The following is a 24,459-nucleotide window of genomic DNA, read 5'->3' as shown; positions in this document are numbered from 1 at the left end:
ATCCGGGCGCCCAGAAACAATCCAGAAACAAAATTCTACAATCCGGAAAAACTGCCGAAAAAAAACAAAGGCATAAGTGGTGCCGTGGCGGTCAGGTCATCGGCTGCGACACGCGTTACGGGATTACGGACAGACCAATGCAAAGGTTCTCGATCAGTCTGATGGGTGCGTTGCTTTCCATTTCGCTCGTCACGGCTGCGGTCGAACATGCCGATGCAAAGCTGGCCGATGCAAAGGCGGCCAATTCAAAGGCGGCCGATGCAAAGGTGGCGACCACCCGCAGCGAGCGTTGCATCGATCTGAACCGCCAGTTTGACGAAGCCCTCGAAACCCATGCCGCGGCAACGCAGGTCACCGCGGCGAAAGCACTTCAAAGAAAGGGAAACCGGTTCTGCGCCAACAAGAAACAGGCACAGGGAATCCGGATGCTCGCGAACGCTTTGAAGCTGCTTGGAGTGACACCGATCGATCCCGTTCAGTGACACTCAATCCGATCTGCACAAAAAGGAAGTGAAGCCATGAAAAAGTCCCTCCTCTCCGCCCTCGGTCTCGCCATCGCGCTGGCCCTCTCGATGCCGGTTCTCGGCGCCAGCAGCGCCAATGCCGCGACCACCACCCCGGCTGCGACGACAACGACGACCGCTGCGCCGGCCAAGGCCGTGAAGAAGGTCGCTGCCAAGAAGACCGTCAAGAAGCACAAGAAGCACGCGGTCAAGGCAGCTCCGAAGGCCTGATCAAGCGACATCTTCTGCCGTATGAGAAGACCGCTCCAGTTGCGATTTGCCTGGAGCGGTCATCTTTTGTTGGCGTGCAGACAGTACGGGCCGGTCCCGGCCCACACCGCCCGTTGAACGCCAGCCGGCAGTTCCCACATAGGCACGGACTTGTGAACTGCACGGCCGGGAAACCGATCGCGTGCGGTTGAATGGACGACCGCTGTTGCCCATGCCAAAATCACCGCAAAGCTGTCGCATGCAATTGCTGGTCCAATGCCTGAAATCACGACAAAACCCCGTACCAGCACGAAGCCGAAGGTCGAACGGCCGAAGCTCTACAAGGTGATCCTGGTCAATGACGATTTCACACCGCGCGAGTTCGTCGTGACGGTGCTGAAGGCCGAGTTCAAGCTCAGTGAAGACCAGGCGCATAGGGTAATGATCACCGCGCACCGGCGCGGCGTCTGCGTCGTCGCCGTCTTCACCAGGGATGTCGCAGAGACCAAGGCGGCGCGGGCAACCGATGCCGGCAAGGCCAAGGGCTACCCGCTGATGTTCACGACGGAGCCGGAGGAATAGAGCTCCTCCCTCGCCCCGTTTGCAGGGAGAGAGAAGGGAACTACCGTCCTTCGCGGTACCACATCGAGCCCATCGCCAGAAGCAGCAGGCCGAGGCCGAGGAAGCCGCCGAACAGCGGCACGCGCGAGACGGCCTTGAGCACGCTGTCGTCGGTGGTGCGCAGGCCGATCCAGTCGTTGCCGGAGGCAGCGCCCGAGGCACGAACCGGGACGATGGAGGGCAGCGTGACAGTGCTGGTGAGATTGCCAATCGCCGAGGCCGGCGCCAGCCGGCGAACGCTGCCGCCGGTTGCCTCAGCCGGCGGTTTCAGCCGGTTCTCGGTGGAGACGACGTCGGTGAATTCCGGCGCGTTGACAGGCCCGACATGGGCCAATGCCGTCAGGTCGCCATTGCCGACCTGATAGAGACCGATTTCGCTGGTCTCGACGCTGCCGAGGAAGACGCCTGGCTCGGATTTCTCGAGCCTGACGATCAGTGCCTTCCCGGACGGCGTGATGACCTGCGCCGGGCCGGGGTCGTCGCTCATCGTCTGGCGGCGAATTTCAAGCACCATGCCGCGGCCGTCGGCGGTCAGCCGCTCCTCCTCGAGTTCGGGCTCCTTCATCAGCCAGTGGGCGATGCGTCGGTAGAGCTGGACATGCGGGCCGCCGCCCTCGAAGCCGCGCGCCCATAGCCAGCCCTGATCGGACAAAAGCATGCCGACGCGGCCTTCGCCCTTGCGGTCGAGCAGCAGCAGCGGCCGGTTGTCGGCGCCCTTCATCACCACCTCGCCCTCGGGGTTCTCGACGCCGATGGTGCGGAACCAGCGGCTCCAGTGCGGCGGCTCGGTTGCGGAGCCGTCGAGCCCGCGCGTGACCGGATGGCGCTGGCCGGTATCTGTGAGACGTGGGTAGAAGGCCTTGTCGATGACCTCGCCGGTCGGCATTGCCGGCAGCGCCGACATCAGCGGCGTGCGGGCGATCGAGCTTTCGCCGGCATATTCGGGGCCTGCCGCGATTAGCAGCGCGCCGCCTTTTTCGACATATTCGGAAATGTAGTCGTAATAGAGGATCGGCAGCACGTCGCGGTGCTGATAGCGGTCGAAGATGATCAGGTCGAAATCCTTGATCTTCTCGACGAACAGCTCGCGTGTCGGGAAGGCGATCAGCGATAACTCGTTGATCGGCGTGCCGTCCTGCTTTTCCGGTGGGCGCAGGATGGTGAAGTGCACGAGGTCGACCGAAGCGTCGGATTTCAGCAAATTGCGCCAGGTGCGCTCGCCGGCATGTGGTTCGCCGGACACGAGCAGCACGCGCAGATTTTCGCGGATGCCGTCGATCAGCGCGATGGCGCGGTTGTTGGTATCGGTGAGTTCGCCTGGTTCGTGGTCGATGGCGAGTTCGACGATGTTGCGCCCGGCGCTGGGAATGGTCACCTGCAGCGGCATCGCCTGGCCGATGTTGGCGTGCTCGACCGATACCTGCTCGCCGTTGACCGATACGCGGACATCGACCGGGCCGGTTTCGTTGTTGGTGGCGATGACGCGATAGGTCATGTCGAGCGGCTTGCCGACGAGGCCGAAGCGCGGCGCATTCTCGAAGCGGATGCGACGGTCCTTTTCATGGTCGTTGCCGGTAATCAGCGCATGCAGAGGGGCATTGAAGTCGGGTGCGCCAAGCGGCGCGTCATGCACCTCGCCGTCGGTGATCATGATGGCGCCGCCAATGCGCGACGGCGGCACGTCTCGGAAAGCATTTTCGAGCGAGGAAAACAACCGCGTCTCGGTGCGCTCGTCGGCGGCTTCGGACTTGCCGGCTTCGACGACACGGACGTCGAACTGCTTGAAGCGGCCGAGACGCTGCTGAAGCCCGGCCAAAGCCGCGTCGGTCTGCTTGGTGCGGTCGCCTATATCCTGGCTCTGGCTGCGATCGACGACGACGGCGACGATACTTTTCAGCGGCTCGCGCTCTTCGTCGAGGAATACCGGATTGAGCAACGCCGCAGCCAGCGCAATCAGGGCTGCCAGGCGGAAGATCGCGCCGCGTTGGCGAAACCAAAGGCCGACCAGCGCCAGCAGCAGCAGCGGCAACAGAACCACGGCGAGCAGCGGCCAAGTGATGAGCGGTTCGAAGGCGAGCGACCAATTCATGGTCTATTGCCCCAGCCGTTCGAGCAGCACCGGGACGTGCACTTGGTCGGATTTGTAGTTGCCGGTCAGCATGTACATCATGATGTTGACGCCGGCGCGCAGCGCATAGATGCGCTGCATCGGATCCGACGGCACGGTCGGCAATAGCGGGTCGCCATTCTCGTCGACCGCCCAGGCGCCGGCGAAATCATTGGCGGTGATCATGATCGGGGACACGCCGTCGCCGGTGCGCACCGGGCGGTTCTCCGTGTTGCTGGCTTCGAGCGATGCCTCGACCCAAAGCGGGCTGCCGGCAAAGCGGCCGGGAAACTCTGGAAGGATATAGAAGGATTTGGTCAGCACGTGGTCCGACGGCACCGGTTCCAGCGGTGGCACGTTGAGGTTGCCGAGGATGTCGCGCAGCCGCTCCGTTGCGGGGCTGGTCGAATCCGCACCAATGCCGTTGGCGAACTGGTCGCGGGTGTCGAACAAGACCGTTCCGCCCTGCTGCATGTAGGCGTCGATACGGGCGATGGCGGCCTCGCTCGGCATCGGGGCGGCGGGATCGATCGGCCAGTAGATCAGCGGGTAGAAGGACAGTTCGTCCTTCGAGATGTCGACGCCGGCCGGTGCTCCGGGTTCGAGCGCGGTTTTTTCGATGAGAAAGCGGGTCAGGCCTTCGAGCCCGGCGCGGCTGATCGAGTCGACACCCGGCTCGCCGGTCAGCACATAGGCGATCCGGGTCTTTGAAATGTCCCCGATCGCCTCCGTATCTCCCGGTTTGGCGTCGTCGGCACGCGCGACGTCCGCGTGGCCAATCAAGGCGCCGAGCGCAATCAGCAGGATGGCTGCCGTCGCCGCAGCACCGGGACGGCGCGGCCGGCGCGACAACAGGCCGCCCATCCAGAATACGGCAAGCGTGTCGAGCACCATCAGCACCAAGGCCGCCGTGACCAGCGGACCTTTGAGGTTGCGCTGCTCGTCGAAGGCATACTGGACGGTGGTGACCGGCAGGGTGATCTCAGGCCGGGCCAGGGGCGTGAATGCGCTGTCGCCACCGAGCAGATTGTGAGCGAATACCCCCGTCTCGGAGCCGTAGAGGCCGGGCGGGTTTTCCAGCGTCACCGGCAGCGGGCCGGCGCCGGGCACCAGCGGCCTGGCATCCGGCGTCGGCGGGACCAGCGTGCCGTCGGCGGCGATCATGCGATAGGGTGCCAGCGACGTGGCGGCGGCTTCGGCATTGGCGACCGCCGCTCCCTGGTTGCGCGACAGTTGCACGATGCGCCGCAGCATCTCGACGAAGCTGCCGGAGATCGGCAGGTTGGACCATGTCGCCTCGGGGGTGACGTGGAACAGCACGAGCGTACCCTTGTCCTTCTTCATCCCGGTCACCAGCGGCGTACCGTCGGCAAGGGTGGCCCAGGTGCGCTCGACAATATCGGGCGTCGGTTCGGCCAGCACCTGCCTGGTGACGGTGACCTCGGTGGGCGGCGCGAGGTCGGCGAAGGGGCCGGTTTTCGGGAATTCGGTGACCGGCTGCGGCGCCGTCCATGACAGCGCGCCGCCCAGCGAGCGCTCGCCTGTGCGGAGCCGGACCGGCAGCAGGTCGTCGTCATTGCCGGCAGCGGCCAGCCGCGAACCGGCAAAACGCACCAGCGTGCCGCCCTTGTCGACCCAGTCGACCAGCCTTTCCCGGGCCTGTTCCGGAATGGTGCCGACATCGGCCATGACGATCATCGCCGGTTTCTGATCGAGCAGTTGCGGGATGGCATCGGCGAGATCGACGCTGGACGGCTCGACGAGATCGGCGAAGGGCTGCAGGGCGCGGCGGATGTAGTAGAGCGGCGACAGCAGCGGTTGGGCCTGGTCGGCCTCGGCCTGCGACAGCAGCCCGACGCGGCGGCGTTTCGAGCTCTCATCGAGCACGCGGACGGCACCGGCCTGGCGTTCGCCATCGAGCGCGATGTAGGCGAAGTCGTTGCGGAGTTCGAACGGCACCGCCATCGTGGCGGTGGCGGTGGTTACGCCCGGGGCAAAGGTCAGCGTCGCGTCGGCGATGCGGCGGCCCTTGTCGTCGAAGGCGCCGGCCGTCACCTGTGCAGGTGCCGGATCGCCCGGTGCGCGGATGGCGGTCAGGGCGAAGCCGTCGACCTGGTTATCGGCGCCGGTCAGGCCGGTCAGCGACAGTCGGTCGGAGACAGCCCAGACGACGCGTGCTGCGTTCTTCGACAACAGCGTGTTGAAGGCGGCTTCGTCGCCTTGCGCCGCCAGGCCATCGGCGAGTACGGCAACGCTGGTGCCCGGCAGCGACTCCAGGGCTGATGCGACGCGGGCATAGACGGCGGGGCGGTCGGTCGGGATCGGGCGCGGCTTTGCCGCGCGCAGCCGGTTGAGCGCGGCAGCGGCATCGAAGGGACCGATCTCGGCATTCGGCTTCTCGGCGGTGAAAGCGATGAGCACCGGCACACCGTTCGAATTGGCATCGGCGATCAGCCGCTCGGCGGTGGCGACGCGCTTACCCCAGTCGGCGGCACTTGCCCAGTCATTGTCGATCACCAGCGCCAGGGCAGCGCCCTCGGCCGGCAGCTTTTCGCGCGGGTTGAAGACGGGCTCGGCAAGTGCTGCCACGATAAGCGCGGCCATCAGCAGCCTGAGCAACGTCAGCCACCACGGGCTCTGCTGCGGCGTTTCTTCGCGCCTCAGCACGCGGGCGAGAATCCTGAGCGGCGGAAACACCTCGGTTTGCGGCCTGGGCGGGGTCAGCCGCAGAAGCCACCAGATCACCGGCAGCGCCAGCAGGCCCCACAGCACCATCGGCGCCCCGAAGGAGAGCGGCAGCCAACTCATGCGCGAGCCCTCCCAGCAAAGGCGCCCTCGGCGGTCATCGCCATGTGGATGCGCACCAGCGCCTCGGAGGCAAGGCGGTCGGTATGATTGACGGTAAAGCTCCAGCCAAGCCGTTTGCACCACGCGGCCAGTTCCTGGCGGCGGGCGGCATAAAGCAGGCGATATTCTTCGCCCAGCATTTCGGCGCGGCCGGCGGTCAGCTTGTCGCCGGTCTCAGGATCGGTGAATTCGGTGCGCCCCGCATAGGGGAAGCTTTCCTCGGCCGGATCGGCGACCTCGATCAGATGGGCGCGCACGCCGTGGCGGGCGAGCACGTCCAGCCAGGCTATGGTGTCCTCAACCGGGTCGAGGAAATCGCTGACGATGACGATGTCGCAGAAGCGGCGGATGCCGGACAGGTCGGGCTTTGCCGGCAGGTCGGCGGCGTGCATCAGTTGCGCCGCGATGCGCTCGGCGCCATTGCGGGCGGTGAACGGGTCGGTCAGGCCCGGCCAGGCAATGCGCTCGCCGCTGCGCGACAAAAGCTCGGCCATGGCCAGCGCCAGCACCAGAGCGCGCGACTCCTTGGAAACGCTGGCTCCGGTCGATTTGTAGAGCATGGAAGGCGAGGGGTCGGCCCACAGCCACACCGTATGGGCGGCCTCCCATTCGCGGTCGCGGACATAGGTGTGGTCGTCGCGCGCCGAGCGGCGCCAGTCGATGCGCGAGGAATCGCCTTCGACATAGGGCCGGAACTGCCAGAAATTCTCGCCGATGCCGCGCTTGCGACGGCCATGCCAGCCGGCAATCACCGTGTTGACGATGCGGCGCGCCTCGACCAGCAGGTCCGGCACCAGGGAAGCCCGCAACCGGCCTCTGGCGAGCGCATCGCGCGTCGCTGTCGGTGCCTGCGCTTCACCGATGCGCGCCATCAAATCCCTTTCGCGAGCTTCGCCACGACGTCGCGTACCGTGGTGCCCTCGGCGCGGGCGGCGAAGGTCAGCGCCATGCGGTGCTGCAGCACCGGCTCGGCCAGTGCGCGGACATCGTCGACCGACGGCGCCAGCCGGCCGTCATAGAGGGCGCGGGCGCGGGCGCACAGCGTCAGCGCCTGACTGGCGCGCGGGCCCGGGCCCCAGGCGACGTGCTTGTCGGTATCGGCGTTGCCCTGGCCGGGACGCGCCGAGCGCACCAGCTTGAGGATCGCCTCGACGACGCTTTCAGGCACCGGCATGCGGCGGATGAGCGTCTGGATGTCCTTCAGCCGCGTCGGCTGCAGCACGTTTTCGGCCTTGGCATCCTCGATGCCGGTGGTTTCCAGCAGGATGCGGCGCTCCGCCTCGATCTCGGGGTAGAGGATGTCGACCTGCATCAGGAAGCGGTCGAGCTGAGCCTCGGGCAGCGGATAGGTGCCCTCCTGCTCCAGCGGGTTCTGCGTCGCCAGAACATGGAACGGCGCCGGCAGGTCATGGCGCACGCCGGCAATGGTGACGTGGTATTCCTGCATCGACTGCAGCAGCGCCGACTGGGTGCGCGGCGAGGCGCGGTTGATCTCGTCGGCCATCAGCAGTTGCGCGAAGATCGGTCCGGAAATGAAGCGGAACGAACGCTTGCCGAATTCATCCTGCTCCATCACCTCTGAGCCGAGAATGTCGGATGGCATCAGGTCGGGCGTGAACTGGATGCGGCTCGAATCGAGGCCGAGCACGATGCCCAGCGTTTCGACCAGCTTGGTCTTGGCAAGGCCGGGCACCCCGACCAGCAGTGCATGGCCGCCTGCCAGCAATGCGACGAGCGTGCGCTCGACGACGCTTTCCTGGCCGAAGATGACCCGGCCGACGCCGTCGCGGACCCTCGAAATGTCAGCCAGCGCCTTCTCGGCCTGCGCCACCATGTCCTTTTCGCTGATCGGGCTTTCCTTGATCATAACGCTCATGCAGCATCGATCCTTCTGGTTGGAAATACCGCTTGGCACCTTGGGGGCCGCAGAATGCCGCGATTCGGCCTCGCATGGCGCCTGCAAAGAACTTAAATCACAGACTTAGGCTGACAAGCGGAACAACAGTGACTATTTCGTGACCATGACAGAAGCCGCCGAGCATCGTGAAGAGAGCCTGACGGCCGCGACCGAGGCGCGTGGGCTAGAGGCGCTGGTCTCGCGCGCGACGCGCGCCGGCAAGGGGCCGGCGCCGGTGGAACGCTGGAATCCGGCATTTTGCGGCGATCTCGACATGGAGATCAAGCAGGACGGCACCTGGTTCTATCTGGGAACGCCGATCGGCCGGATGCCGCTGGTGCAGCTTTTCTCCTCGGTGCTGCGCAAGGACGACGACGGCAAGACCTATCTGGTGACGCCGGTGGAAAAGGTCGGCATCCGCGTCGCCGACGCGCCCTTCATCGCCGTCGAGATGGATGTGTCGGGCGCCGGCGACGGGCAAATCATCACCTTTCGTACCAATGTCGGCGATGTGGTCGAGGCTGGGGCGGAGCATCCGCTGCGATTCGTCGACGAGGACGAGACAGGTGGCCTGAAGCCCTATGTGCTGGTGCGCGGGCGGCTGGAAGCGCTGGTGGCGCGGCCAGTGATGTACGAGCTGGTCGAGCACGGCCAAGAGATCGACATCGGCGGCAAGACGATGTTTGCCGTCCGTTCCAAAGGCGAGGTCTATCCGATCATGCCGGCTGAGAAACTGAAACGGCTGAGCGCATGATGGACCGCCTATGATGGATCAGGTGACGCCGGTGCCATTTTCCGCCGCCGAGTTTCGCCAGCGCGTCGTGGCGCAGCCGCAGGCGCATGCCGGTGACGATTTTGGCGACCACCGCTTCAATCCGGGTCATCCCAGGCTGAAGCTGGCCAAGGCGCTGCGCGATGCCGCCGTGCTGATCCCGGTGGTCGACCATGGCCACGAGGCCACGGTCCTTTTGACCCGGCGGGCGGAAAAGCTGCGCAACCATTCAGGGCAGGTGGCTTTCCCCGGCGGAACCATCGATCCAACCGATGTGAGCCCGGAAGCGGCGGCATTGCGCGAGACGTTCGAGGAGATCGGTCTCGATGGGGATTATATCGAGATCCTCGGCCGCATGCCGGACTACGTCTCCGGCAGCGGCTATCGCATCGCCCCGGTGCTCGGGATTGTGCGGCCCGGTTTCAGCCTGACGCTGAATTCCGACGAAGTCGATGCCGTCTTCGAGGTGCCGCTGGGCTTTCTGATGGACCCCGCCAACCACACCAGGGACAGCCGCATGTGGAACGACCTCGAATGGTTCTTTTACGAGATGCCCTATGGCGGCCAGCGCATCTGGGGCGTTACTGCGGGCATCATCCGAACGCTTTATGAAAGGCTCTATTCGTGAGCGATCCGGTGTCGATCGCGGGCAAGGCCGGCTGGCTCGGCGAAAGCCACTTGCAGCGCTTGCTCGCCGCGCTGACTGACGGTGGCGAGGAGGCGCGTGTCGCCGGCGGTGCCGTGCGCAATGCGCTTATCGGACAGCCGGTTGCCGACATCGACATCGCCACCACCACAGTGCCCGAGGAAACCATCCGGCGCGCCGAGGCGGCAGGCTTCAAGACGGTGCCGACCGGCATCGAGCATGGCACCGTCACCGCGGTCGCCCACGGCAAGGCCTATGAAATCACCACGCTTCGTGCCGATATCGAAACCGACGGCCGCCGCGCCAAAGTGTCGTTCGGCCGCGACTGGAAAGCCGACGCGGAGCGGCGCGATTTCACCATCAATGCACTCTACGCCGAAGCTGACGGAACTGTCGTCGATCTGGTCGGCGGTATCGCCGATATCGAAGCGCGGCGGCTGCGCTTCATCGGCGATCCGGAAGCGCGCATCCGCGAGGATTATCTGCGCATCCTGCGTTTCTTCCGCTTTTTCGCCTGGTATGGGGACGGCAGGCCGGATGCCGAAGGGTTGAAGGCTTGCGCCCGGCTGAAGCAGGGGCTCGACCAGCTCTCGGTCGAGCGCGTCTGGTGGGAGTTGAAGAAATTGCTGTCAGCGCCAGATCCGTCGCGGGCGCTGCTGTGGATGCGCCAGGCCGGCGTTCTGACCGGCGTTTTGCCGGAAAGCGAGAAATGGGGCATTGATGCCATCCACGGGCTGACCAAGACCGAGAAGGATCTGGCCTGGGCGCCGGACCCGCTGCTCAGGCTGGAAGCCATCGTGCCGCCGGATGCCGCGCGCATGAAAACGCTTGCCGAGAGATTGAGGCTTTCCGTGAGCGAGGCAAGCCGCCTGCGGTACTGGGCGATGACAGCTGCCATCGATCCGAAAACAACCGAAGGAGAGTTGGCGAAAAAGCTCTATTCTGGCGACCGCCAAGGCTTTGTCGATCGGTTGCGGCTGTCGCTCGCTTCCGCTCGAGCCCGCGCGGTCGAAGACAATGACGCACTGCTCGAAGCCGGCGGCTTCTCGCGCCTGCTTGCCTTCGCCGCAAAATGGCAAAGCCCTGTTTTTCCGGTCAAGGGCGCCGATCTGACGACACTTGGCGCCTCACCGGGGCCGAAGCTTGGTGCAACGTTGAAGAATCTTGAAAAGGAATGGGTCGAGTCCGGTTTTGCGCTTGATCGCGGCGCGCTGCTCAAGCGCGCCGCAGAGGCACTCCAATCCTAACCATCACGCTGCGTCGCGGACCTTTTCGATGCGCGAGCGGATCGCCTCGATCATCGTCTCGCGGATCACCGTCTCGCCATGCGTCTCGCGCAGATGCTCGACGGCACGACGCATGACCTCTGCCTCCTCCTCGGCGCGTGTGTGCCACTCGCAGCCGGGTACGAGCGACCCGCAATGGAATTCCTTCATCGGCTTCTCCTCATTTCCTCCTTGGAGCGCCGCGCAGCGCACTGACACGGAAGCTCCAGACCTTTGATCTCGCGCATGATCTCGAAACCGGGTTCCGGCATTCGGGTTATACGCTGGCCAGCTAAGCATAACACGATCGAACGGTTTTGGTTGCCTTAGAGCGCCGCGCGTCCAACCCGACAAGCGGCGTTCTAGTGTACGGGTTTGCGAAAAGGCGGAGCATCGCTGCTCCGCCCTCTACGCTACCTCCGAGGCAAGACGTTGTCTTGCTCCAGCGGGCAGGCCATCACTTCACGATCTTGACTGCCTCGGCAATTTTGTCCTTGCCGCTCATATCCCACGTGACGCGGACCTTTTCGCCGACCTTTAGGCCAGGATCCTTGAAGGTCTGGGGCAACGTAAAGGTGGCTCCGTTATCCAGAACTAGGCTCATCGCCGTTCCATCAAAGCTTTTGATCGTGCCGGTGGTGTGCTTGACCGCGGCGAATGCGGCGGTACCAGAGGCGAGAACGGCAGCAGCGGCTGCGGTCATAATAAGCTTGCGCATGGCATGCTCTCCTGGAAAATGCGGGCACCTGCTTGGGAGAGGTACCCCACTTAATCATGGGCCGTCCGGTCACGTCGGGTCGCAGCTCTCGGGGGTAAGAACCGCCGGCGTTTCCCGGCCCGACGCGACAAATAGCCCAATCTTTTCAATAGTATATTAGACGAAAAAGATATTTTCTGGCGCGCCTTGCGCCACATTCGCCGTCAAATTCTCGGGATTTGGACCCGATTGCGGCTCACGTCGCGCTCACCGAGATTTTACGGCCATTTCACCTCTGGCGGCAGGCTGGACAGGATCGAGGCGACATTGCCGCCGGTCTTCAGCCCGAAGATGGTGCCGCGATCGTGAAGCAAGTTGAATTCGACATAGCGGCCGCGGCGGATGAGCTGCTCGTCACGGTCGCCATCGGTCCAGTTGTCATTGAAGTTGGCGCGCACCAGATGCCCGTAGACGACGAGAAAGGATCGCCCGACATCCTGGACGAAGTTGAAATCGGCGTCCCAGCCGCCTTTGTCCTCGCCCGAATGCAGCCAGTCGAAGAAGATACCGCCGGTGCCACGTGGCTCGTCGCGGTGCGGCAGGTAGAAGTACTCGTCGCACCAGGCCTTGAATTGCGCGTAGTCGGCGATCGCCGCGTTCTTCTCGCAGGCAAATTGCATCGCCCTGTGGAAGGCGATCGTGTCGGGGTCGTCCTGGCTGCGGCGGCGATCGAGCACCGGTGTCAGGTCGGCGCCGCCGCCGAACCACTGGCGCGAGGTGACGACCATGCGTGTGTTCATATGCACGGCCGGCACGTTGGGGTTCCACGGATGGGCGATCAGCGAAACGCCGCTCGCCCAGAAGGACGGGTCCTCTTCGGCGCCCGGCATCTGCTTCCTGAATTCGGGCGAGAACTCGCCATGGACAGTCGAGGTGTGGACGCCGACCTTCTCGAAGACGCGGCCATGCATCATCGACATGATACCGCCGCCGCCCTTGCCGGCATCGCGTTGCCACGGCGTCTTTTCGAAGCGGCCGGGCGACCAGCTGGCCTGCGGCCCCTGCAGGTCCTGCTCGATCTGCTCGAAGCTGGCGCAGATGCGCTCGCGCAACGTCTCGAACCACAGGCGCGCCTTCATCTTCTTCTGTTCGATGTCGGCTGGCAGCCCCGCCGGTATCTCGGGTCGTTGCAAATGCTGTCTCCGGTTGCGGGCGCGCCCGACAAATGACTCGTCTTTTCCGGTCGCGATCCCTAATCTCTTGGATGCAAGGGTCAAGTGTGAATGGAGTTCTTTCGTGCGCACCCCGGCAAGACCGCCGCTGGATGGCCTGAAGAAAAGGCTCGACCGTTCACGCGCCGAGAACGCGCGCATGCCGCGCGACGGCTTCCTGCGCGAGACCTTCGTGCTGCCGCGCTCCGACGCGCGCCTCAAGGCGAAAGAGTGGTTCGAGCGTTTTCCCAAGCAGGCCTATTGGACAGAGATCGAAAGCTGGTTCGAGCGGCCGGGCGACGTCATCGAATTCACCATCAGGCGGCTGCCGGCGGCGGATTAACGCTCGATCAACAGCCGTCTCGCTCCCGGCCCCCGGGTGCTCAGCCGATCGCCCTTGTTCCGCAGCGGGCATTTGTCAATCGACATGCAGCCGCAGCCGATGCAGTCCGTCAGCCCGTCGCGCAGCTTCTTGAGCTGGGCAATCTTCTGGTCGAGTTCGTCGCGCCAAGCCGTCGACAGCAGATTCCAGTCCTCGCGCGTCGGCGTTCGGCCTTCAGGCAGTGATCGAAGTGCTGTGCCGATCTCGGCCAACGAAATGCCGACCTCCTGCGCCACCTTTATGATCGCCACACGCCTCAGCACGTCGCGGCCGTAGCGCCGCTGATTACCGGCGGTACGGTGGCTGCGGATCAGCCCGCGCGCTTCGTAGAAATGCAGCGCCGACACCGCGACGCCGCTGCGCATCGCCACCTGGCCGACTGTTAATTCCGTTGCCGCAGCCATCTCCGATTTTCCGCTTGACCTCAAGTTAAGTTGAGCTTGTAACGAAGAAATTCTGGATAGGCAAACCGCAGGAGAAGGCGATGTGCGCCTGGGTTAGAATGACAAGCGAGGGCGCAGTCGTCGACCAGAAAGCGGCCGTACTCGCCGCGCGCGCCGACGGTCTGCAAATCCTATCCAAGCTGCCGCATCGCCTCGCCGGCCACCATGGCGACGGAAAGCGCGACGTTGATGCTGCGCGCGGTGCCCTGCATCGGGATGGTAAGTCGCGCATCCGCCGCCTCGTGGACATGATCCGGAACGCCTGCGGATTCGCGGCCGAACAGAAGAACGTCGGCGCCGGTGAAGACGAAATCCGTATAGGCGCTCGCGGCTTTGGTCGACAGCAGCACCAGCCGCCGCGCTTCGCCTTTGCGCCAGTCCTCGAAGGCGTGCCAGTCGACATGCCGGGTCAGCGCCGCCGTTTCGAGATAGTCCATGCCGGCCCGTTTCAGCGCCCGGTCGGAGAGCGGGAAGCCGGTCGGTTCGATGATGTCGACCCCAAGGCCGAGGCAAGCGGCGAAGCGCAGGATTGTCCCGGTATTGCCGGCGATATCCGGCTGGTAGAGCGCAATGCGGAGACGGTCGTTCATTTCCGCGTCTTTCTAATAAGTGGCAGATCAGCCACAGAGCTCACGCGGTTTTGGAAATTCCTGGACTGGCGGGTGGTCATTTTGTGCGAAGTCGGTTATACGGCCAGCATTGTCAACCCGAACCGATGAAGGGGTAATTCATGATGGCCATGCACATCCACCACCCCTCTCGTGGGCTTACCAGCCCGACGGCGGTTTCGGTACGACGATTCTCCTGAACTTCTAGACTTCAATCGCACCGATTCCCGCCGAAACCTTTTTCGGCCTTCGAAGGAATCCGGCGATGTTTTTCAAGCTGTCGAAGGGGCTGAACGCCCCACCTGAACGTGCTTCGACCGATATCACCCTTGCCGCGCGGCGCGTGCCCACGGTCCGGGTTGGTTCACCCTTCTATCTGCATCTTCAACTGGAGGACGGACCGATGTTCGATCCCTGTAGAATACCCGGCTCAAGAAGCCTGCACGAGCGCAAAACCGCGACTTGGGCGCTTTTAATCGGCGAGACCTACTCGTCGGCGGTTCACGCCGAGACCCGCCAGCGTCCGCATCGCGGCATGCTGCCGGACGTCGATTTCTCGCATGCCGTTCCGGACTATAGCCGGCCGTCGCTGGTGCGCCGGATCATCAGGCTGATCCGGCCTGGTGCAAAAACCGGCGCGAAAATCCGGATCGTCAAAACGTCGTCAGCATCGTCAAACGAGACTGTCGGCGAAAGGCCCGCGACAACCTATATAGCGCGAAGCAGGACCGGCGAGGCGGACGATTCCGTATCGCCGGTCCTTGACGCCATGCGGTCTGGGCACGTCGTCCGTTCCCGTGCCGCGTGAGCGGAAACAATATTGTGAGCATCACTATGTTTAGCTGGTTTGAAAAAAGGCTCGATCCGTTTCCGGCTGCGGAACCGGTCGAGCCGCCGAGGACGCTGATCGCCTTCTGCGTGCATTATACGCGCGGCGCGTGGCCCTACATCGCTCTCGATGCGGTGCTGGTGACGGCCATCGCGCTGGCTGAGGTGTGGATGTTCGGCTTCATGGGCCGGATCGTCGACTGGCTGTCGGCGCAGAATCGCGAGACGTTCCTGCAGACCGAAGGCTTGAAGCTGGCCGGCATGGCCTTCATCGTGGTTTTCGCGCTGCCGGCGACGGTCTGGTTCCATTCGCTCCTCAACCAGCAGACGCTGATGGGCAACTATCCGATGCGTATCCGCTGGCAGGTGCATCGCTATCTGCTCAAGCAGTCGATGAGCTTCTATCAGGACGAGTTCGCCGGACGCATCGCGACCAAGCTGATGCAGACTGCGCTCGCGGTGCGCGAATGCGTCATCAAGCTCATCGACGTGCTCAATTATATCGTCGTCTATTTTCTCGGCATGCTGTTCATCGTCGGCTCGGCAGACTGGCGGCTGGCGGCGCCGCTTGCCGTCTGGCTTGCCGGCTATGTCCTGCTCTTGCGCTATTTTATCCCGCGGCTGGGCAAGGTCGGTGAGGAGCAGGCCAATGCGCGCTCGACCATGACCGGCCGTGTCGTCGACAGCTACTCCAACATCCAGACGGTCAAGCTGTTCTCGCATGCGCGGCGCGAAGCGTCCTTCGCCCGGGAAGGCATGGCCGGCTTTCTCGATACCGTCTATCGGTCGATGCGGCTGGTGACGCAGCTCTACGGCCTGCTCTACATCCTGAATTCGCTGCTGTTGTTTTCGGTCACGGCGATCTCGCTGTGGCTGTGGCTCGGCCAGGCCGTGACGATCGGCGCCGTCGCCCTAGTCATCGGCCTCGTGCTTCGGCTGTGGGGCATGTCGCAATGGATCATGTGGGAGATGTCCACGCTGTTCGAGAATATCGGCACGGTGCAAGACGGCATCAGCTCGATCTCGCTGCCCCGCCTCGTCGAAGACAGGCCTGGGGCCAAGGATATTGCCGTGACCAAGGGCGAGATCCGTTTTGAGGACATCCGCTTCCACTACGGCAAGCAGAAGGGCGTGATCGAAAGCCTGTCGCTGACGGTGAAGCCGGGCGAGAAGGTCGGCATCGTCGGCCGTTCGGGTGCCGGCAAGTCGACGCTGGTCAATCTTCTGTTGCGCTTCTACGACCTTGAAAGCGGCAAGATCCTGATCGACGGCCAGGACATCGCGGCGGTGACGCAGGACTCGCTGCGCGCCCAGATCGGCATGGTCACGCAGGACACCTCGCTGCTGCATCGTTCGGTGCGCGAGAACATCCTCTATGGCCGGCCGGACGCCAGTGACGAGATGCTGGTCGAGGCGGCACGCCGCGCCGAAGCGCTTGATTTCATATCAGGGCTTTCGGACGCCGGTGGCCGCAAGAATTTCGACGCGCATGTCGGCGATCGCGGCGTCAAATTGTCCGGCGGCCAGCGGCAACGCATTGCCATTGCCCGCGTTATGCTGAAGGACGCGCCGATCCTCATTCTCGACGAGGCGACGTCCGCGCTCGATTCCGAGGCCGAGGCGGCCATCCAGGAGAACCTCTACAAACTGATGCAAGGCAAGACCGTCATCGCCATCGCGCACCGGCTGTCGACGATCGCCGCCATGGACCGGCTCGTCGTCATGGACAAGGGCCGCGTCATCGAAGAAGGTTCGCATGAGGAACTCGTTGCCAGCGGCGGGCTCTACGCCCAGCTCTGGCAGCGCCAGTCGGGCGGCTTCCTGCTCGACGACGGCCCCTCTGCCAACGATGCAGCCGCCAACGATGCACTCGCCAAGGGTGAAGCCGCCGAATGATGACTGCCATCTACCGCTGGTTCGAGAACTGGGTCTATCCGTTCCGGGAGCCCGCGGACCTTCGGCCACCTGCCGGCGTCAGGGGTTTCCTCTGGCACTATGTCGGGCAGGCGAAGATCGCTTTCTTCACCATGCTGGTGATCGGCGGCATCGCGCCGTTGGTCGAGGCCGGACTGTTCTACTTCGTCGGGCGGCTGGTCGACATCCTCGACCAGCTTCCTGGCGAACGTAGCTGGCATGCCTTGTGGACTGCCGCCGGCCCCGAACTTGTCTTCATGATCGCCGTGGTGCTGGTCATCCGCACCATCGTCGTCGGCCTGTCGGCGCTGGTCGACGAGCAGACGATCACGCCGGGTTTCTATAATCTGGTGCGCTGGCAGGCGCATCGCCATGTGTCGCGCCAGTCCTACGCCTTCTTCCAGAACGATTTTGCCGGACGTATCGCGACCAAGGTCTGGCAGGCGGGGCAGGCGACCGGCGATCTGATGGAAAGCTTCATCGAGGTCGTCTGGTTCATGGTCGTCTATACGGTGACGACGCTGGCGCTGGTCGCCGGGCTCGATCTCAGGCTGGCGGTGCTGGTGGTGATCTGGATCTCAGCCTTCGGCCTGCTGGCCAGACGCTATTTGCCGGCGATCCGCAAGCATGCCGAGGCCACCGCCGAAGCCGGCTCGATGATCACCGGCCGCATCGTCGATTCCTATTCGAACGTGCAGACGCTGAAGCTGTTCTCGGCCGATGGCGACGACCGCTATATCAGGAACGGTTTCGACATCTATCTCGACGCGCTGCGCCCGTTCACCCGCCGGCTGACCGGCGTGCGCATGGCGCTGACCATGCTGTCGGGGATCATGATCACGGCGATCGCCTACTTTGCCGTCTATCTCTGGGTCGAAGGCTCGATCACCGTCGGCGCCGTCGCCTTCACGCTGTCCTTGGTGCTGCGGCTGAACATGCTGCTCGGCCGGCTGATGATGCAGCTCAACAGTATTTTGCGGAACCTCGGCGTGCTGGAAAACTCGAAGGCGCTGATCTCGCAGCCGCTCGGCCTGACCGATGCGCCGGACGCGAAAGAGCTTCTCGTTGGCGGTGGGCGCATCGACGTCAGAAACGTCGAGTTCCATTACGGCAAGGGGTCCGGCGTGCTCAACGGCATCGACCTCGTGGTGCGGCCGGGTGAAAAAGTCGGACTGGTCGGGCCGTCCGGCGCAGGCAAGACGACGCTGGTCAACCTGATCCTGCGCCTCTACGACCTCGAGAGCGGCAAGATCACCATTGACGGGCAGGACGTCTCCAGGGTCACGCAGAATTCGCTGCGCGCCAATATCGGCGTCGTCAGCCAGGATACGGCACTTTTCCACCGTTCCTTGCGCGACAACATCAAGCTCGGCATGTCGGAAGCAACCGACGCCGAGGTGATCGCGGCAGCGGAGAAGGCCGAGGCGCAGGAGTTCATCCTCGGCCTGCGCGACAGTCGCGATCGTACTGGCTATGAAGCCTTTGTCGGCGAGCGCGGCGTCAAGCTCTCGGGCGGCCAGCGCCAGCGCGTGGCGATCGCCCGCGTCTTCCTCAAGGACGCACCGATCCTGGTGCTCGATGAGGCGACCTCGGCGCTCGATTCCGACATCGAGGCGGCAATCCAGGAGAATCTGGCAAGGCTGATGGAAGGCAAGACAGTCATCGCCATCGCGCACCGGCTGTCGACCATCGCGGCACTCGACCGGCTGGTGGTGCTCGACGAGGGCCGCATCGTCGAACAAGGCACGCATGACGAACTGGTTGCGCTCGACGGGCTCTATGCACGGCTGTGGAAACGGCAGTCCGGCGGCTTCCTGTTCAACGAAGAGAGCGCGTTGGCCGAGACCCGGCCGGCGGAGTAGTTTTCCATAAACCGGAGTGAGCCATGGCGGTGAGAATGCCATCGAATTTCGGACGGTCCGGCGCGCAGGAGAGCGCGTTGGATCTGCTTGGCCACGAAATCCTCGGCGAAAAGGCGGCAGCGCTCGGCCGCGCCGGCCGGCGCGTCGAGGAAACACTGACGAGGCTGCGCGAGAATGGCGACAGCGACGATCGAGCCCAGCTGCTCAAGGACGCAGCCGAAGCGGTGCACGGCTATTTCATCCAGCGCGAACTCTGCGGCCTGCGCAAGCACGACGCGGTGATCCGGGAATACAATATTCCCAAGGCCGTGCTGGCCAGGCTCGGCGCCAGCGTATGATCCGAACCGGAATCGGTTTGGGAGGCGTTATTCCAGCCACTCGGTGATGAAGCTGCCGTTCTCGTGTATGTCGGTGGTTTCCAGCGGGCCTGGCCCGAGATTGGTGAATTTGTGTGGCGTGTCCGGCGGTACAATCAGGATCTGGCCGGATGTGGCCTCGATCTGCCGGTCGCCGACGGTGAACAGGCCGGTCCCGGTCCGGATGATAAAAATCTCGCAATAGGGATGGCTGTGCAGCCTGGGGCCGCCGCCGATCTCAGGCAGGTAGTTGAAGATCAGGCAGCTGTTGGAGCCGTAGGCGCCGCATTGCAACTCGCCCTGCCAGTGGTCGGGCGCCTCGGCCCATTTGTCGCGGTCTATAACATGCGCCATAGGGCGAGGATAAACCGCGCCAGCGCCCGCTGTCGAGGCGAACGCAGTCGTTTGGTTTTCCTGCGATTTTCCAATCATTCCATCGGGCAAATTACGTCCCCGCGACAATCTGCCCTTGTGCCTTCACCCGTCTGGACAAAAACAGGCTTCACGCATAAACCCAAGTCCCAAATGCCGGAGGAATTCGCTAGCCTGTTCGCCATGCGCTGTCGGGCCGGCGCGATTGAGCGGGAACAAGGCTCGGCCGCCGGCACGGAAGAGGCGAAAGGATCAGGCACCCGTGAGCGCAACCGACACCCAGGATCCCAACCGTCGTGATTTTCTCTACGTCGCCACCGGCATGGCCGCGGTGGTCGGCGCGGGCGCCGTCGCTTGGCCGTTCATCGATCAGATGCGTCCGGATGCCTCGACGCTGGCCCTTGCCTCGGTTGAGGTCGACGTCTCTTCGCTGACGCCAGGAATGTCGCTCGTTGTGAAGTGGCGGGGCAAGCCGGTGGTCGTGCGCAACCGCACTGAGCAAGAGATGAAGGACGGCGAGGCGGTCAATCTCGCCGAGCTCAAGGATCCAATTGCCCGCAATGCCAATTTGCCGGCCGACGCGCCGGCGACCGACGCCAACCGCACCACGCCGGGCAAGGAAGCGTGGATGGTGATGGTCCAGGTCTGCACCCATCTCGGCTGCATCCCGCTCGGCCAGGAAGGCGATTTCGGCGGCTGGTTCTGCCCGTGCCACGGTTCCGTATACGACACCGCCGGCCGCATCCGGAAGGGGCCGGCACCCGAGAACATGGCGGTACCGGTGTTCCAGTTTATTTCCGACACCAAGATCCGTATCGGCTGAGGCAAGGGATATTTCGATGAGCGAGGGACACTCGACCTATACGCCCAAGACCGGCATCGGACGCTGGTTCGATTCGCGCATGCCGCTGCCGCGGCTGGTCTATGACAGCTTCATCGCCTATCCGGTGCCGCGCAATTTGAATTATGCCTGGACCTTCGGCGGCATCCTCGCGCTCATGCTGGCGGCGCAGATCCTGACGGGTATCGTGCTGGCCATGCACTACGCGGCCGACAGCACTCTCGCCTTCGATTCGGTCGAGAAGATCATGCGCGACGTGAATTCGGGCTGGCTGCTGCGCTACCTGCATTCGAACGGCGCGTCGTTCTTCTTCGTCGCCGTCTACATCCATATCTTCCGTGGCCTCTACTACGGCTCCTACAAGGCGCCGCGCGAGCTGCTGTGGATCCTCGGCTGCATCATCTACCTGCTGATGATGGCGACCGGGTTCATGGGCTATGTGCTGCCTTGGGGCCAGATGAGCTTCTGGGGCGCCACCGTCATCACCGGCTTCTTCACCGCCATACCGCTGGTTGGCGACTGGATCCAGCAGCTTCTCCTCGGCGGCTTCGCGGTCGACAATCCGACGTTGAACCGCTTCTTTGCGCTGCATTACCTGCTGCCGTTCATGATCGCCGGCGTCGTCGTGCTGCACATCTGGGCGCTTCACGTCGTCGGCCAGAACAATCCGACCGGCATCGAGGTCAAATCGAAGACCGACACGCTTGCCTTCACGCCTTACGCGACCATCAAGGACGGGTTCGGCATGATCGTGTTCCTGTTCGTCTTCGCCTATTTCGTGTTCTACCTGCCGAACTATCTCGGCCATCCGGACAATTACACCGTGGCCAACCCGCTGAAGACGCCGGCCCACATCGTGCCGGAATGGTACTTCCTGCCGTTCTACGCGATCCTGCGCGCCATCACCTTCAATATCGGGCCCATCAACTCCAAACTCGGCGGCGTGCTCTGCATGTTCGGCGCGATTGTAATGCTGTTCCTGGTGCCGTGGCTCGACACCTCGAAGGTGCGCTCGGCTGTCTACCGGCCCTGGTACAAGCTGTTCTTCTGGCTGTTCATGGCCGACGCCATCCTGCTCGGCTGGCTGGGCTCGCAGCCGGCCGAGGGCAGCTATGTGTTCATGGCGCAGATGGCGACGCTGTTCTACTTCGCCTTCTTCCTGGTAGCGCTGCCGGTGCTTGGGCTGATCGAGACGCCGCGGCGGCTGCCGAATTCGATCACCGAGGCGGTGCTCGAGAAGAACAAGGGTGGCGGTGGACATCCTGCCGGCGCCACGGCCGCGCCGGAAACCAAAGGCTGAGCATGATCCCGAAAAGTGGAAACCGGTTTTCGGACAAGATCATGCTCGGGACGATGACCGCGCGTCAGAGAATCTCAAGGGGATATGGCATGAAGAAGATTCTCGCCTCGTTGGCGCTGCTTGGCCTTGTGGCCGCGGGCATTGGGGCCACAGGCACTGGAGCGAGCGCCCAGGAAGAGGCGCACAATGAGGCGGCGCCGACGCATTTCCCGATTGACGAACCGAAGGAAATGGACTGGAGCTTCGCCGGGCCATTCGGCACCTACGACAAGGCCCAGCTGCAGCGCGGGCTCAAGGTCTACAAGGAAGTCTGCTCGGCCTGCCATTCGATGAATTTGGTGGCGTTCCGTACGCTGGAAGGCCTTGGCTATTCGGATGCGCAGATCAAGACGCTGGCGGCCGAATATACGATCCATGACGGCCCGAACGATGCCGGCGACATGTTCGATCGTCCCGGCAAGCCGTCCGACCATTTTCCGCCGCCGTTCCCCAACGAGGAAGCGGCGGCGGCGGCCAATGGCGGTGCAGCACCGCCCGACATGTCGCTGCTGGCCAAGGCGCGCGGCGTCGAGCGCGGCTTCCCGCGCTTCGTGTTCGACATCTTTACGCAATATGCCCAGGGCGGCCCCGACTACATCCACTCGCTGCTGACCGGCTACGAGCAACAGCCGCCGGCGGGCATGGTCATACCAGAAGGCACGCACTACAATCCGTACTTCCTGTCCGGCGTGTCGCTGAAGATGCCGAAGCCGCTCTCCGACGGCCAGGTTACCTATGATGACGGGGCGCCGCAGACGGTCGACCAGTATTCTCGCGACGTGTCGGCCTTCCTGATGTGGGCGGCAGAACCGCACCTCGAGGACCGCAAGAAGACCGGCTTTCGCGTACTGGTCTTCCTGCTGCTGTTCGGCGCACTGGTCTACCTGACCAAGCGCAAGGTGTGGGCCGGCGTGGCGCACTGAGCCCTGCGATATAAGAGAATGCGAGGGCGTCGAAAGGCGCCCTTTTCATTGCAGGCATGTCGATTCATCGCAGCCGGCGCTGAACAAGGCCCTTTGCCGGACAATTTTCCGTCAGGCGTCACATGGCGGTAGCCGGACTTGGCTGCACCGGGTTACGATTGGCCAATTCCTTTCACGTCTTTAGCCGAATCTGAATGGCCCGGAGAGCCGCTTGATGAAGTCCTCGCTCGAAGAGACGCTGCTTGCCGCGATCCGCACCATTCCGGATTATCCCAAGCCGGGCATCCTGTTTCGCGACATCACCACGCTGCTCGGCAATGCGCGGGCCTTCCGCCGCGCGATCGACGAACTGGTGCATCCCTATGCCGGCCTGAAGATCGACAAGATCGCCGGCATCGAGGCGCGCGGCTTCATCCTCGGCGGCGCCATCGCCCACCAGCTCTCAGCCGGCTTCGTGCCGATCCGCAAGAAGGGCAAGTTGCCTTACGAGACGGTGCGCGTCGCCTACAGCCTGGAATACGGGCTGGACGAGATGGAGATGCACAAGGACGGTGTTTCTCCGGGCGAGAAGGTAATCCTCGTCGACGATTTGATCGCCACCGGCGGCACGGCGGAGGCGGCCGTCAAGCTATTGCGGCAGATCGGCGCCGACATTCTCGCCGCCTGCTTCGTCATCGACCTGCCGGACCTTGGCGGCCGCGAGAGGTTAGAGGGGCTCGACGTGCCGGTGAGGACGCTGATCGGGTTTGAGGGGCATTGAGCGTTTCTTCCTTCTCCCCCGTGGCAGAAGGGAAGAATTCCGCTCACCCCACCTTCACCAGCACGGCACTTTCGAATTCGATCACCTTGTCGCCCGTCGAATCGAAGGCCTCTGAGCGGAGCGTCAGCAGCCGCCAGCCCGGTCGCGAGGCAATGGGGCGGTGGGCCAGCGCCGTGCGGGTGAAAGTCACGGTTTCCCCGGCATAGACAGGTTTGGGCCATTTGAGGTTCTTGAAGCCGGGCGAGGGGCCGAATTCCGGCACCGGCCCGGGGCCGGGCCAGCGGGCGACCTCTGCCTCTATGCCAGCCTGGAGGTTCAATTTCATCCAGGTGGCGGCGGTGTGCCAGCCCGAGGCGCAGAGCCCGCCGAATATGCTGTTCCTCGCCGCCTCTTCATCGATGTGGAAAACTTGCGGATCGTATTTGCGGGCGAACGCCTTGATCGCCTCCGGTTCGAATCGATGCGAACCGAGCGTGACGGTGATACCGATGCAGAAGAATTCGTCGAGGCTCACGCACTGCCCTCGCGGGTGAGGAACATGACGGTGTTTTCGAGCTCGAAAACACCTTCGCCGCGCTGGTTGAACAACTCGCTGCGCATGGTCACCAGGCCAAGCCGGGGCTTCGATCTAGACAGGCGCTTGGCAAGGACGGTGGTGCTGCCGCTCAACAGGTCGCCGGCCAGGACCGGCCGTTTCCATTTGACCTGGTCGACGCCTGGCGCGCCCTGGGAGGTCGAGTCGAGCAGGAAGGCATCGCACAGCATGCGCATGAACATGGCGCAGGTGTGCCAACCCGAAGCCGCCAGCCCGCCGAGGATGCTGGCCTTACCCGCAGCCTCGTCGAGATGCATCGCCTGGGCATCGAACTCGCCGGCGAATTCTATGATTTCGGCGGCGCTTACCAGCTTGGTGCCAAGGTCGAGCGAAGCGCCCTCGACAAAATCCTCATAAGCCCAGGTCTTTGCGGTCATGGTCTGGAAATCCTGTTCAGGATTGTACGATCGCTGCGGGTTGGGGTCCCGGATGCAGGCAGCGCGGCATTTGGTCAAGCAAT

Annotated in this window: 27 protein-coding genes; 15 read left to right on the top strand and 12 right to left on the bottom strand. The window is 63.7% G+C overall.

Translation table 11 applies throughout. The features are described 5' to 3' along the window. Nucleotides 1-137 precede the first annotated feature (137 nt). The 3 genes from NKG95_RS14180 to clpS all read left to right on the top strand — a co-directional run bounded on the left by NKG95_RS14180 (nt 138) and on the right by clpS (nt 1,295). Complete coding sequence (locus tag NKG95_RS14180) at nt 138-482, top strand: hypothetical protein (protein ID WP_023719225.1); 345 nt, start codon at nt 138-140, stop codon at nt 480-482. 36 nt (nt 483-518) lie between these two features. After that, on the top strand, nt 519-734 hold the full coding sequence (locus NKG95_RS14175) for a hypothetical protein (protein ID WP_023719224.1): 216 nt from the start codon (nt 519-521) through the stop codon (nt 732-734). Nucleotides 735-989: 255 nt separating this feature from the next. Continuing rightward, the gene (gene clpS / locus NKG95_RS14170; protein ID WP_023719223.1) at nt 990-1,295 is read left to right on the top strand and encodes an ATP-dependent Clp protease adapter ClpS; all 306 of its coding nucleotides are present in this window, start codon (nt 990-992) and stop codon (nt 1,293-1,295) included. Between the two features lie 40 nt (nt 1,296-1,335). Here the strand turns inward: clpS and NKG95_RS14165 are convergent, their stop codons facing one another. The 4 genes from NKG95_RS14165 to NKG95_RS14150 are packed head-to-tail and all read right to left on the bottom strand — an operon-like array spanning nt 1,336 to nt 8,164. Continuing rightward, nucleotides 1,336-3,423, bottom strand: a complete 2,088-nt coding sequence (locus NKG95_RS14165) for a membrane protein (RefSeq protein WP_023719222.1) — start codon at nt 3,421-3,423, stop codon at nt 1,336-1,338. A gap of 3 nt (nt 3,424-3,426) precedes the next feature. Further along, on the bottom strand, nt 3,427-6,249 hold the full coding sequence (locus NKG95_RS14160; protein WP_352591733.1) for a DUF4159 domain-containing protein: 2,823 nt from the start codon (nt 6,247-6,249) through the stop codon (nt 3,427-3,429). Beyond that, on the bottom strand, nt 6,246-7,160 hold the full coding sequence (locus tag NKG95_RS14155) for a DUF58 domain-containing protein (RefSeq protein WP_352546818.1): 915 nt from the start codon (nt 7,158-7,160) through the stop codon (nt 6,246-6,248). The genes NKG95_RS14160 and NKG95_RS14155 overlap by 4 nt, the downstream gene beginning before the upstream one ends. Then, entirely contained in the window at nt 7,160-8,164 is a 1,005-nt protein-coding gene (locus tag NKG95_RS14150) for an AAA family ATPase (RefSeq protein ID WP_353041176.1), read from the bottom strand. The genes NKG95_RS14155 and NKG95_RS14150 overlap by 1 nt, the downstream gene beginning before the upstream one ends. A gap of 145 nt (nt 8,165-8,309) precedes the next feature. Here NKG95_RS14150 and NKG95_RS14145 point away from each other — a divergent pair, with 145 nt between their 5' ends. From NKG95_RS14145 to NKG95_RS14135, 3 genes are read left to right on the top strand one after another with little or no spacing between them, the layout of a single operon-like run. Continuing rightward, nucleotides 8,310-8,939, top strand: a complete 630-nt coding sequence (locus tag NKG95_RS14145) for a DUF1285 domain-containing protein (RefSeq protein ID WP_352846769.1) — start codon at nt 8,310-8,312, stop codon at nt 8,937-8,939. 13 nt (nt 8,940-8,952) lie between these two features. After that, entirely contained in the window at nt 8,953-9,585 is a 633-nt protein-coding gene (locus NKG95_RS14140) for a CoA pyrophosphatase (protein WP_352496081.1), read from the top strand. Then, complete coding sequence (locus tag NKG95_RS14135; RefSeq protein ID WP_352496082.1) at nt 9,582-10,850, top strand: CCA tRNA nucleotidyltransferase; 1,269 nt, start codon at nt 9,582-9,584, stop codon at nt 10,848-10,850. Before NKG95_RS14140 ends, NKG95_RS14135 begins: the two co-directional genes overlap by 4 nt. A 3-nt stretch (nt 10,851-10,853) precedes the next feature. Here NKG95_RS14135 and NKG95_RS14130 read toward each other — a convergent pair whose 3' ends face one another. From NKG95_RS14130 to hemF, 3 genes are all read right to left on the bottom strand, one after another. Beyond that, nucleotides 10,854-11,039, bottom strand: coding sequence for a DUF1059 domain-containing protein (locus NKG95_RS14130; RefSeq protein WP_023679490.1), 186 nt, complete (start codon nt 11,037-11,039; stop codon nt 10,854-10,856). Between the two features lie 286 nt (nt 11,040-11,325). Further along, complete coding sequence (locus NKG95_RS14125) at nt 11,326-11,586, bottom strand: DUF1344 domain-containing protein (RefSeq protein WP_023679489.1); 261 nt, start codon at nt 11,584-11,586, stop codon at nt 11,326-11,328. A 257-nt stretch (nt 11,587-11,843) separates the two neighbouring features. Next, nucleotides 11,844-12,758: an oxygen-dependent coproporphyrinogen oxidase gene (gene hemF / locus NKG95_RS14120; protein WP_353041173.1), complete on the bottom strand. Its 915-nt coding sequence runs from the start codon at nt 12,756-12,758 to the stop codon at nt 11,844-11,846. A 103-nt stretch (nt 12,759-12,861) separates the two neighbouring features. Here hemF and NKG95_RS14115 point away from each other — a divergent pair, with 103 nt between their 5' ends. Beyond that, complete coding sequence (locus NKG95_RS14115; protein ID WP_023679487.1) at nt 12,862-13,119, top strand: hypothetical protein; 258 nt, start codon at nt 12,862-12,864, stop codon at nt 13,117-13,119. Here NKG95_RS14115 and soxR read toward each other — a convergent pair. Together soxR and NKG95_RS14105 are read right to left on the bottom strand one after the other, a co-directional pair. Further along, complete coding sequence (gene soxR / locus NKG95_RS14110; RefSeq protein ID WP_023719213.1) at nt 13,116-13,562, bottom strand: redox-sensitive transcriptional activator SoxR; 447 nt, start codon at nt 13,560-13,562, stop codon at nt 13,116-13,118. The two genes, NKG95_RS14115 and soxR, sit on opposite strands and share 4 nt — an antisense overlap. 170 nt (nt 13,563-13,732) lie before the next feature. Next, nucleotides 13,733-14,191, bottom strand: a complete 459-nt coding sequence (locus NKG95_RS14105) for a tRNA (cytidine(34)-2'-O)-methyltransferase (RefSeq protein WP_353041171.1) — start codon at nt 14,189-14,191, stop codon at nt 13,733-13,735. 283 nt (nt 14,192-14,474) lie between these two features. On the opposite strand from NKG95_RS14105, the gene NKG95_RS14100 reads away from it, so the two are divergent. The 4 genes from NKG95_RS14100 to NKG95_RS14085 are packed head-to-tail and all read left to right on the top strand — an operon-like array spanning nt 14,475 to nt 19,151. Continuing rightward, on the top strand, nt 14,475-15,017 hold the full coding sequence (locus NKG95_RS14100) for a hypothetical protein (protein ID WP_352482080.1): 543 nt from the start codon (nt 14,475-14,477) through the stop codon (nt 15,015-15,017). Between the two features lie 26 nt (nt 15,018-15,043). Beyond that, the gene (locus NKG95_RS14095) at nt 15,044-16,933 is read left to right on the top strand and encodes an ABC transporter ATP-binding protein (protein ID WP_352482081.1); all 1,890 of its coding nucleotides are present in this window, start codon (nt 15,044-15,046) and stop codon (nt 16,931-16,933) included. Beyond that, complete coding sequence (locus NKG95_RS14090) at nt 16,930-18,813, top strand: ABC transporter ATP-binding protein (RefSeq protein ID WP_353041169.1); 1,884 nt, start codon at nt 16,930-16,932, stop codon at nt 18,811-18,813. The genes NKG95_RS14095 and NKG95_RS14090 overlap by 4 nt, the downstream gene beginning before the upstream one ends. Nucleotides 18,814-18,836: 23 nt before the next feature. Next, complete coding sequence (locus tag NKG95_RS14085; protein ID WP_023719208.1) at nt 18,837-19,151, top strand: DUF6665 family protein; 315 nt, start codon at nt 18,837-18,839, stop codon at nt 19,149-19,151. A 27-nt stretch (nt 19,152-19,178) separates the two neighbouring features. Here the strand turns inward: NKG95_RS14085 and NKG95_RS14080 are convergent, their stop codons facing one another. Continuing rightward, nucleotides 19,179-19,523: a cupin domain-containing protein gene (locus NKG95_RS14080; RefSeq protein WP_023719207.1), complete on the bottom strand. Its 345-nt coding sequence runs from the start codon at nt 19,521-19,523 to the stop codon at nt 19,179-19,181. Nucleotides 19,524-19,803: 280 nt separating this feature from the next. On the opposite strand from NKG95_RS14080, the gene petA reads away from it, so the two are divergent. From petA to NKG95_RS14060, 4 genes are all read left to right on the top strand, one after another. Further along, the gene (gene petA / locus NKG95_RS14075; protein ID WP_023719206.1) at nt 19,804-20,364 is read left to right on the top strand and encodes a ubiquinol-cytochrome c reductase iron-sulfur subunit; all 561 of its coding nucleotides are present in this window, start codon (nt 19,804-19,806) and stop codon (nt 20,362-20,364) included. Nucleotides 20,365-20,380: 16 nt separating this feature from the next. Further along, nucleotides 20,381-21,682, top strand: coding sequence for a cytochrome b (locus NKG95_RS14070; RefSeq protein WP_352516104.1), 1,302 nt, complete (start codon nt 20,381-20,383; stop codon nt 21,680-21,682). Nucleotides 21,683-21,771: 89 nt separating this feature from the next. After that, on the top strand, nt 21,772-22,644 hold the full coding sequence (locus NKG95_RS14065; RefSeq protein ID WP_353041167.1) for a cytochrome c1: 873 nt from the start codon (nt 21,772-21,774) through the stop codon (nt 22,642-22,644). 214 nt (nt 22,645-22,858) lie between these two features. Next, nucleotides 22,859-23,404: an adenine phosphoribosyltransferase gene (locus tag NKG95_RS14060; RefSeq protein WP_353041165.1), complete on the top strand. Its 546-nt coding sequence runs from the start codon at nt 22,859-22,861 to the stop codon at nt 23,402-23,404. Between the two features lie 43 nt (nt 23,405-23,447). On the opposite strand, the gene NKG95_RS14055 is transcribed toward NKG95_RS14060, so the two are convergent. Together NKG95_RS14055 and NKG95_RS14050 are read right to left on the bottom strand one after the other, a co-directional pair. Beyond that, nucleotides 23,448-23,918, bottom strand: coding sequence for a MaoC family dehydratase (locus NKG95_RS14055; RefSeq protein WP_023719202.1), 471 nt, complete (start codon nt 23,916-23,918; stop codon nt 23,448-23,450). Beyond that, nucleotides 23,915-24,376: a MaoC family dehydratase gene (locus NKG95_RS14050; RefSeq protein ID WP_352482086.1), complete on the bottom strand. Its 462-nt coding sequence runs from the start codon at nt 24,374-24,376 to the stop codon at nt 23,915-23,917. Before NKG95_RS14050 ends, NKG95_RS14055 begins: the two co-directional genes overlap by 4 nt. Nucleotides 24,377-24,459: the final 83 nt, after the last annotated feature.

This window comes from Mesorhizobium sp. M1423, assembly GCF_040317575.1.
In the GTDB taxonomy this organism is placed as follows: Bacteria; Pseudomonadota; Alphaproteobacteria; order Rhizobiales; family Rhizobiaceae; genus Mesorhizobium.
Note: the sequence above shows the minus strand (reverse complement) of the source record. Positions and strands in the feature narration are given on the sequence as shown.

Excerpts from the sequence above, each read along its gene's own strand:
- NKG95_RS14180 (WP_023719225.1), top strand. The coding sequence starts at position 138 with ATGCAAAGGTTCTCGATCAGTCTGATGGGTGCGTTGCTTTCCATTTCG.
- NKG95_RS14175 (WP_023719224.1), top strand. The coding sequence starts at position 519 with ATGAAAAAGTCCCTCCTCTCCGCCCTCGGTCTCGCCATCGCGCTGGCC.
- clpS (WP_023719223.1), top strand. The coding sequence starts at position 990 with ATGCCTGAAATCACGACAAAACCCCGTACCAGCACGAAGCCGAAGGTC.
- NKG95_RS14165 (WP_023719222.1), bottom strand. The coding sequence starts at position 3,423 with ATGAATTGGTCGCTCGCCTTCGAACCGCTCATCACTTGGCCGCTGCTC.
- NKG95_RS14160 (WP_352591733.1), bottom strand. The coding sequence starts at position 6,249 with ATGAGTTGGCTGCCGCTCTCCTTCGGGGCGCCGATGGTGCTGTGGGGC.
- NKG95_RS14155 (WP_352546818.1), bottom strand. The coding sequence starts at position 7,160 with ATGGCGCGCATCGGTGAAGCGCAGGCACCGACAGCGACGCGCGATGCG.
- NKG95_RS14150 (WP_353041176.1), bottom strand. The coding sequence starts at position 8,164 with ATGAGCGTTATGATCAAGGAAAGCCCGATCAGCGAAAAGGACATGGTG.
- NKG95_RS14145 (WP_352846769.1), top strand. The coding sequence starts at position 8,310 with ATGACAGAAGCCGCCGAGCATCGTGAAGAGAGCCTGACGGCCGCGACC.
- NKG95_RS14140 (WP_352496081.1), top strand. The coding sequence starts at position 8,953 with ATGGATCAGGTGACGCCGGTGCCATTTTCCGCCGCCGAGTTTCGCCAG.
- NKG95_RS14130 (WP_023679490.1), bottom strand. The coding sequence starts at position 11,039 with ATGAAGGAATTCCATTGCGGGTCGCTCGTACCCGGCTGCGAGTGGCAC.
- NKG95_RS14125 (WP_023679489.1), bottom strand. The coding sequence starts at position 11,586 with ATGCGCAAGCTTATTATGACCGCAGCCGCTGCTGCCGTTCTCGCCTCT.
- soxR (WP_023719213.1), bottom strand. The coding sequence starts at position 13,562 with ATGGCTGCGGCAACGGAATTAACAGTCGGCCAGGTGGCGATGCGCAGC.
- NKG95_RS14105 (WP_353041171.1), bottom strand. The coding sequence starts at position 14,191 with ATGAACGACCGTCTCCGCATTGCGCTCTACCAGCCGGATATCGCCGGC.
- NKG95_RS14100 (WP_352482080.1), top strand. The coding sequence starts at position 14,475 with ATGTTTTTCAAGCTGTCGAAGGGGCTGAACGCCCCACCTGAACGTGCT.
- NKG95_RS14095 (WP_352482081.1), top strand. The coding sequence starts at position 15,044 with ATGTTTAGCTGGTTTGAAAAAAGGCTCGATCCGTTTCCGGCTGCGGAA.
- NKG95_RS14090 (WP_353041169.1), top strand. The coding sequence starts at position 16,930 with ATGATGACTGCCATCTACCGCTGGTTCGAGAACTGGGTCTATCCGTTC.
- NKG95_RS14085 (WP_023719208.1), top strand. The coding sequence starts at position 18,837 with ATGGCGGTGAGAATGCCATCGAATTTCGGACGGTCCGGCGCGCAGGAG.
- NKG95_RS14080 (WP_023719207.1), bottom strand. The coding sequence starts at position 19,523 with ATGGCGCATGTTATAGACCGCGACAAATGGGCCGAGGCGCCCGACCAC.
- NKG95_RS14070 (WP_352516104.1), top strand. The coding sequence starts at position 20,381 with ATGAGCGAGGGACACTCGACCTATACGCCCAAGACCGGCATCGGACGC.
- NKG95_RS14065 (WP_353041167.1), top strand. The coding sequence starts at position 21,772 with ATGAAGAAGATTCTCGCCTCGTTGGCGCTGCTTGGCCTTGTGGCCGCG.
- NKG95_RS14060 (WP_353041165.1), top strand. The coding sequence starts at position 22,859 with ATGAAGTCCTCGCTCGAAGAGACGCTGCTTGCCGCGATCCGCACCATT.
- NKG95_RS14050 (WP_352482086.1), bottom strand. The coding sequence starts at position 24,376 with ATGACCGCAAAGACCTGGGCTTATGAGGATTTTGTCGAGGGCGCTTCG.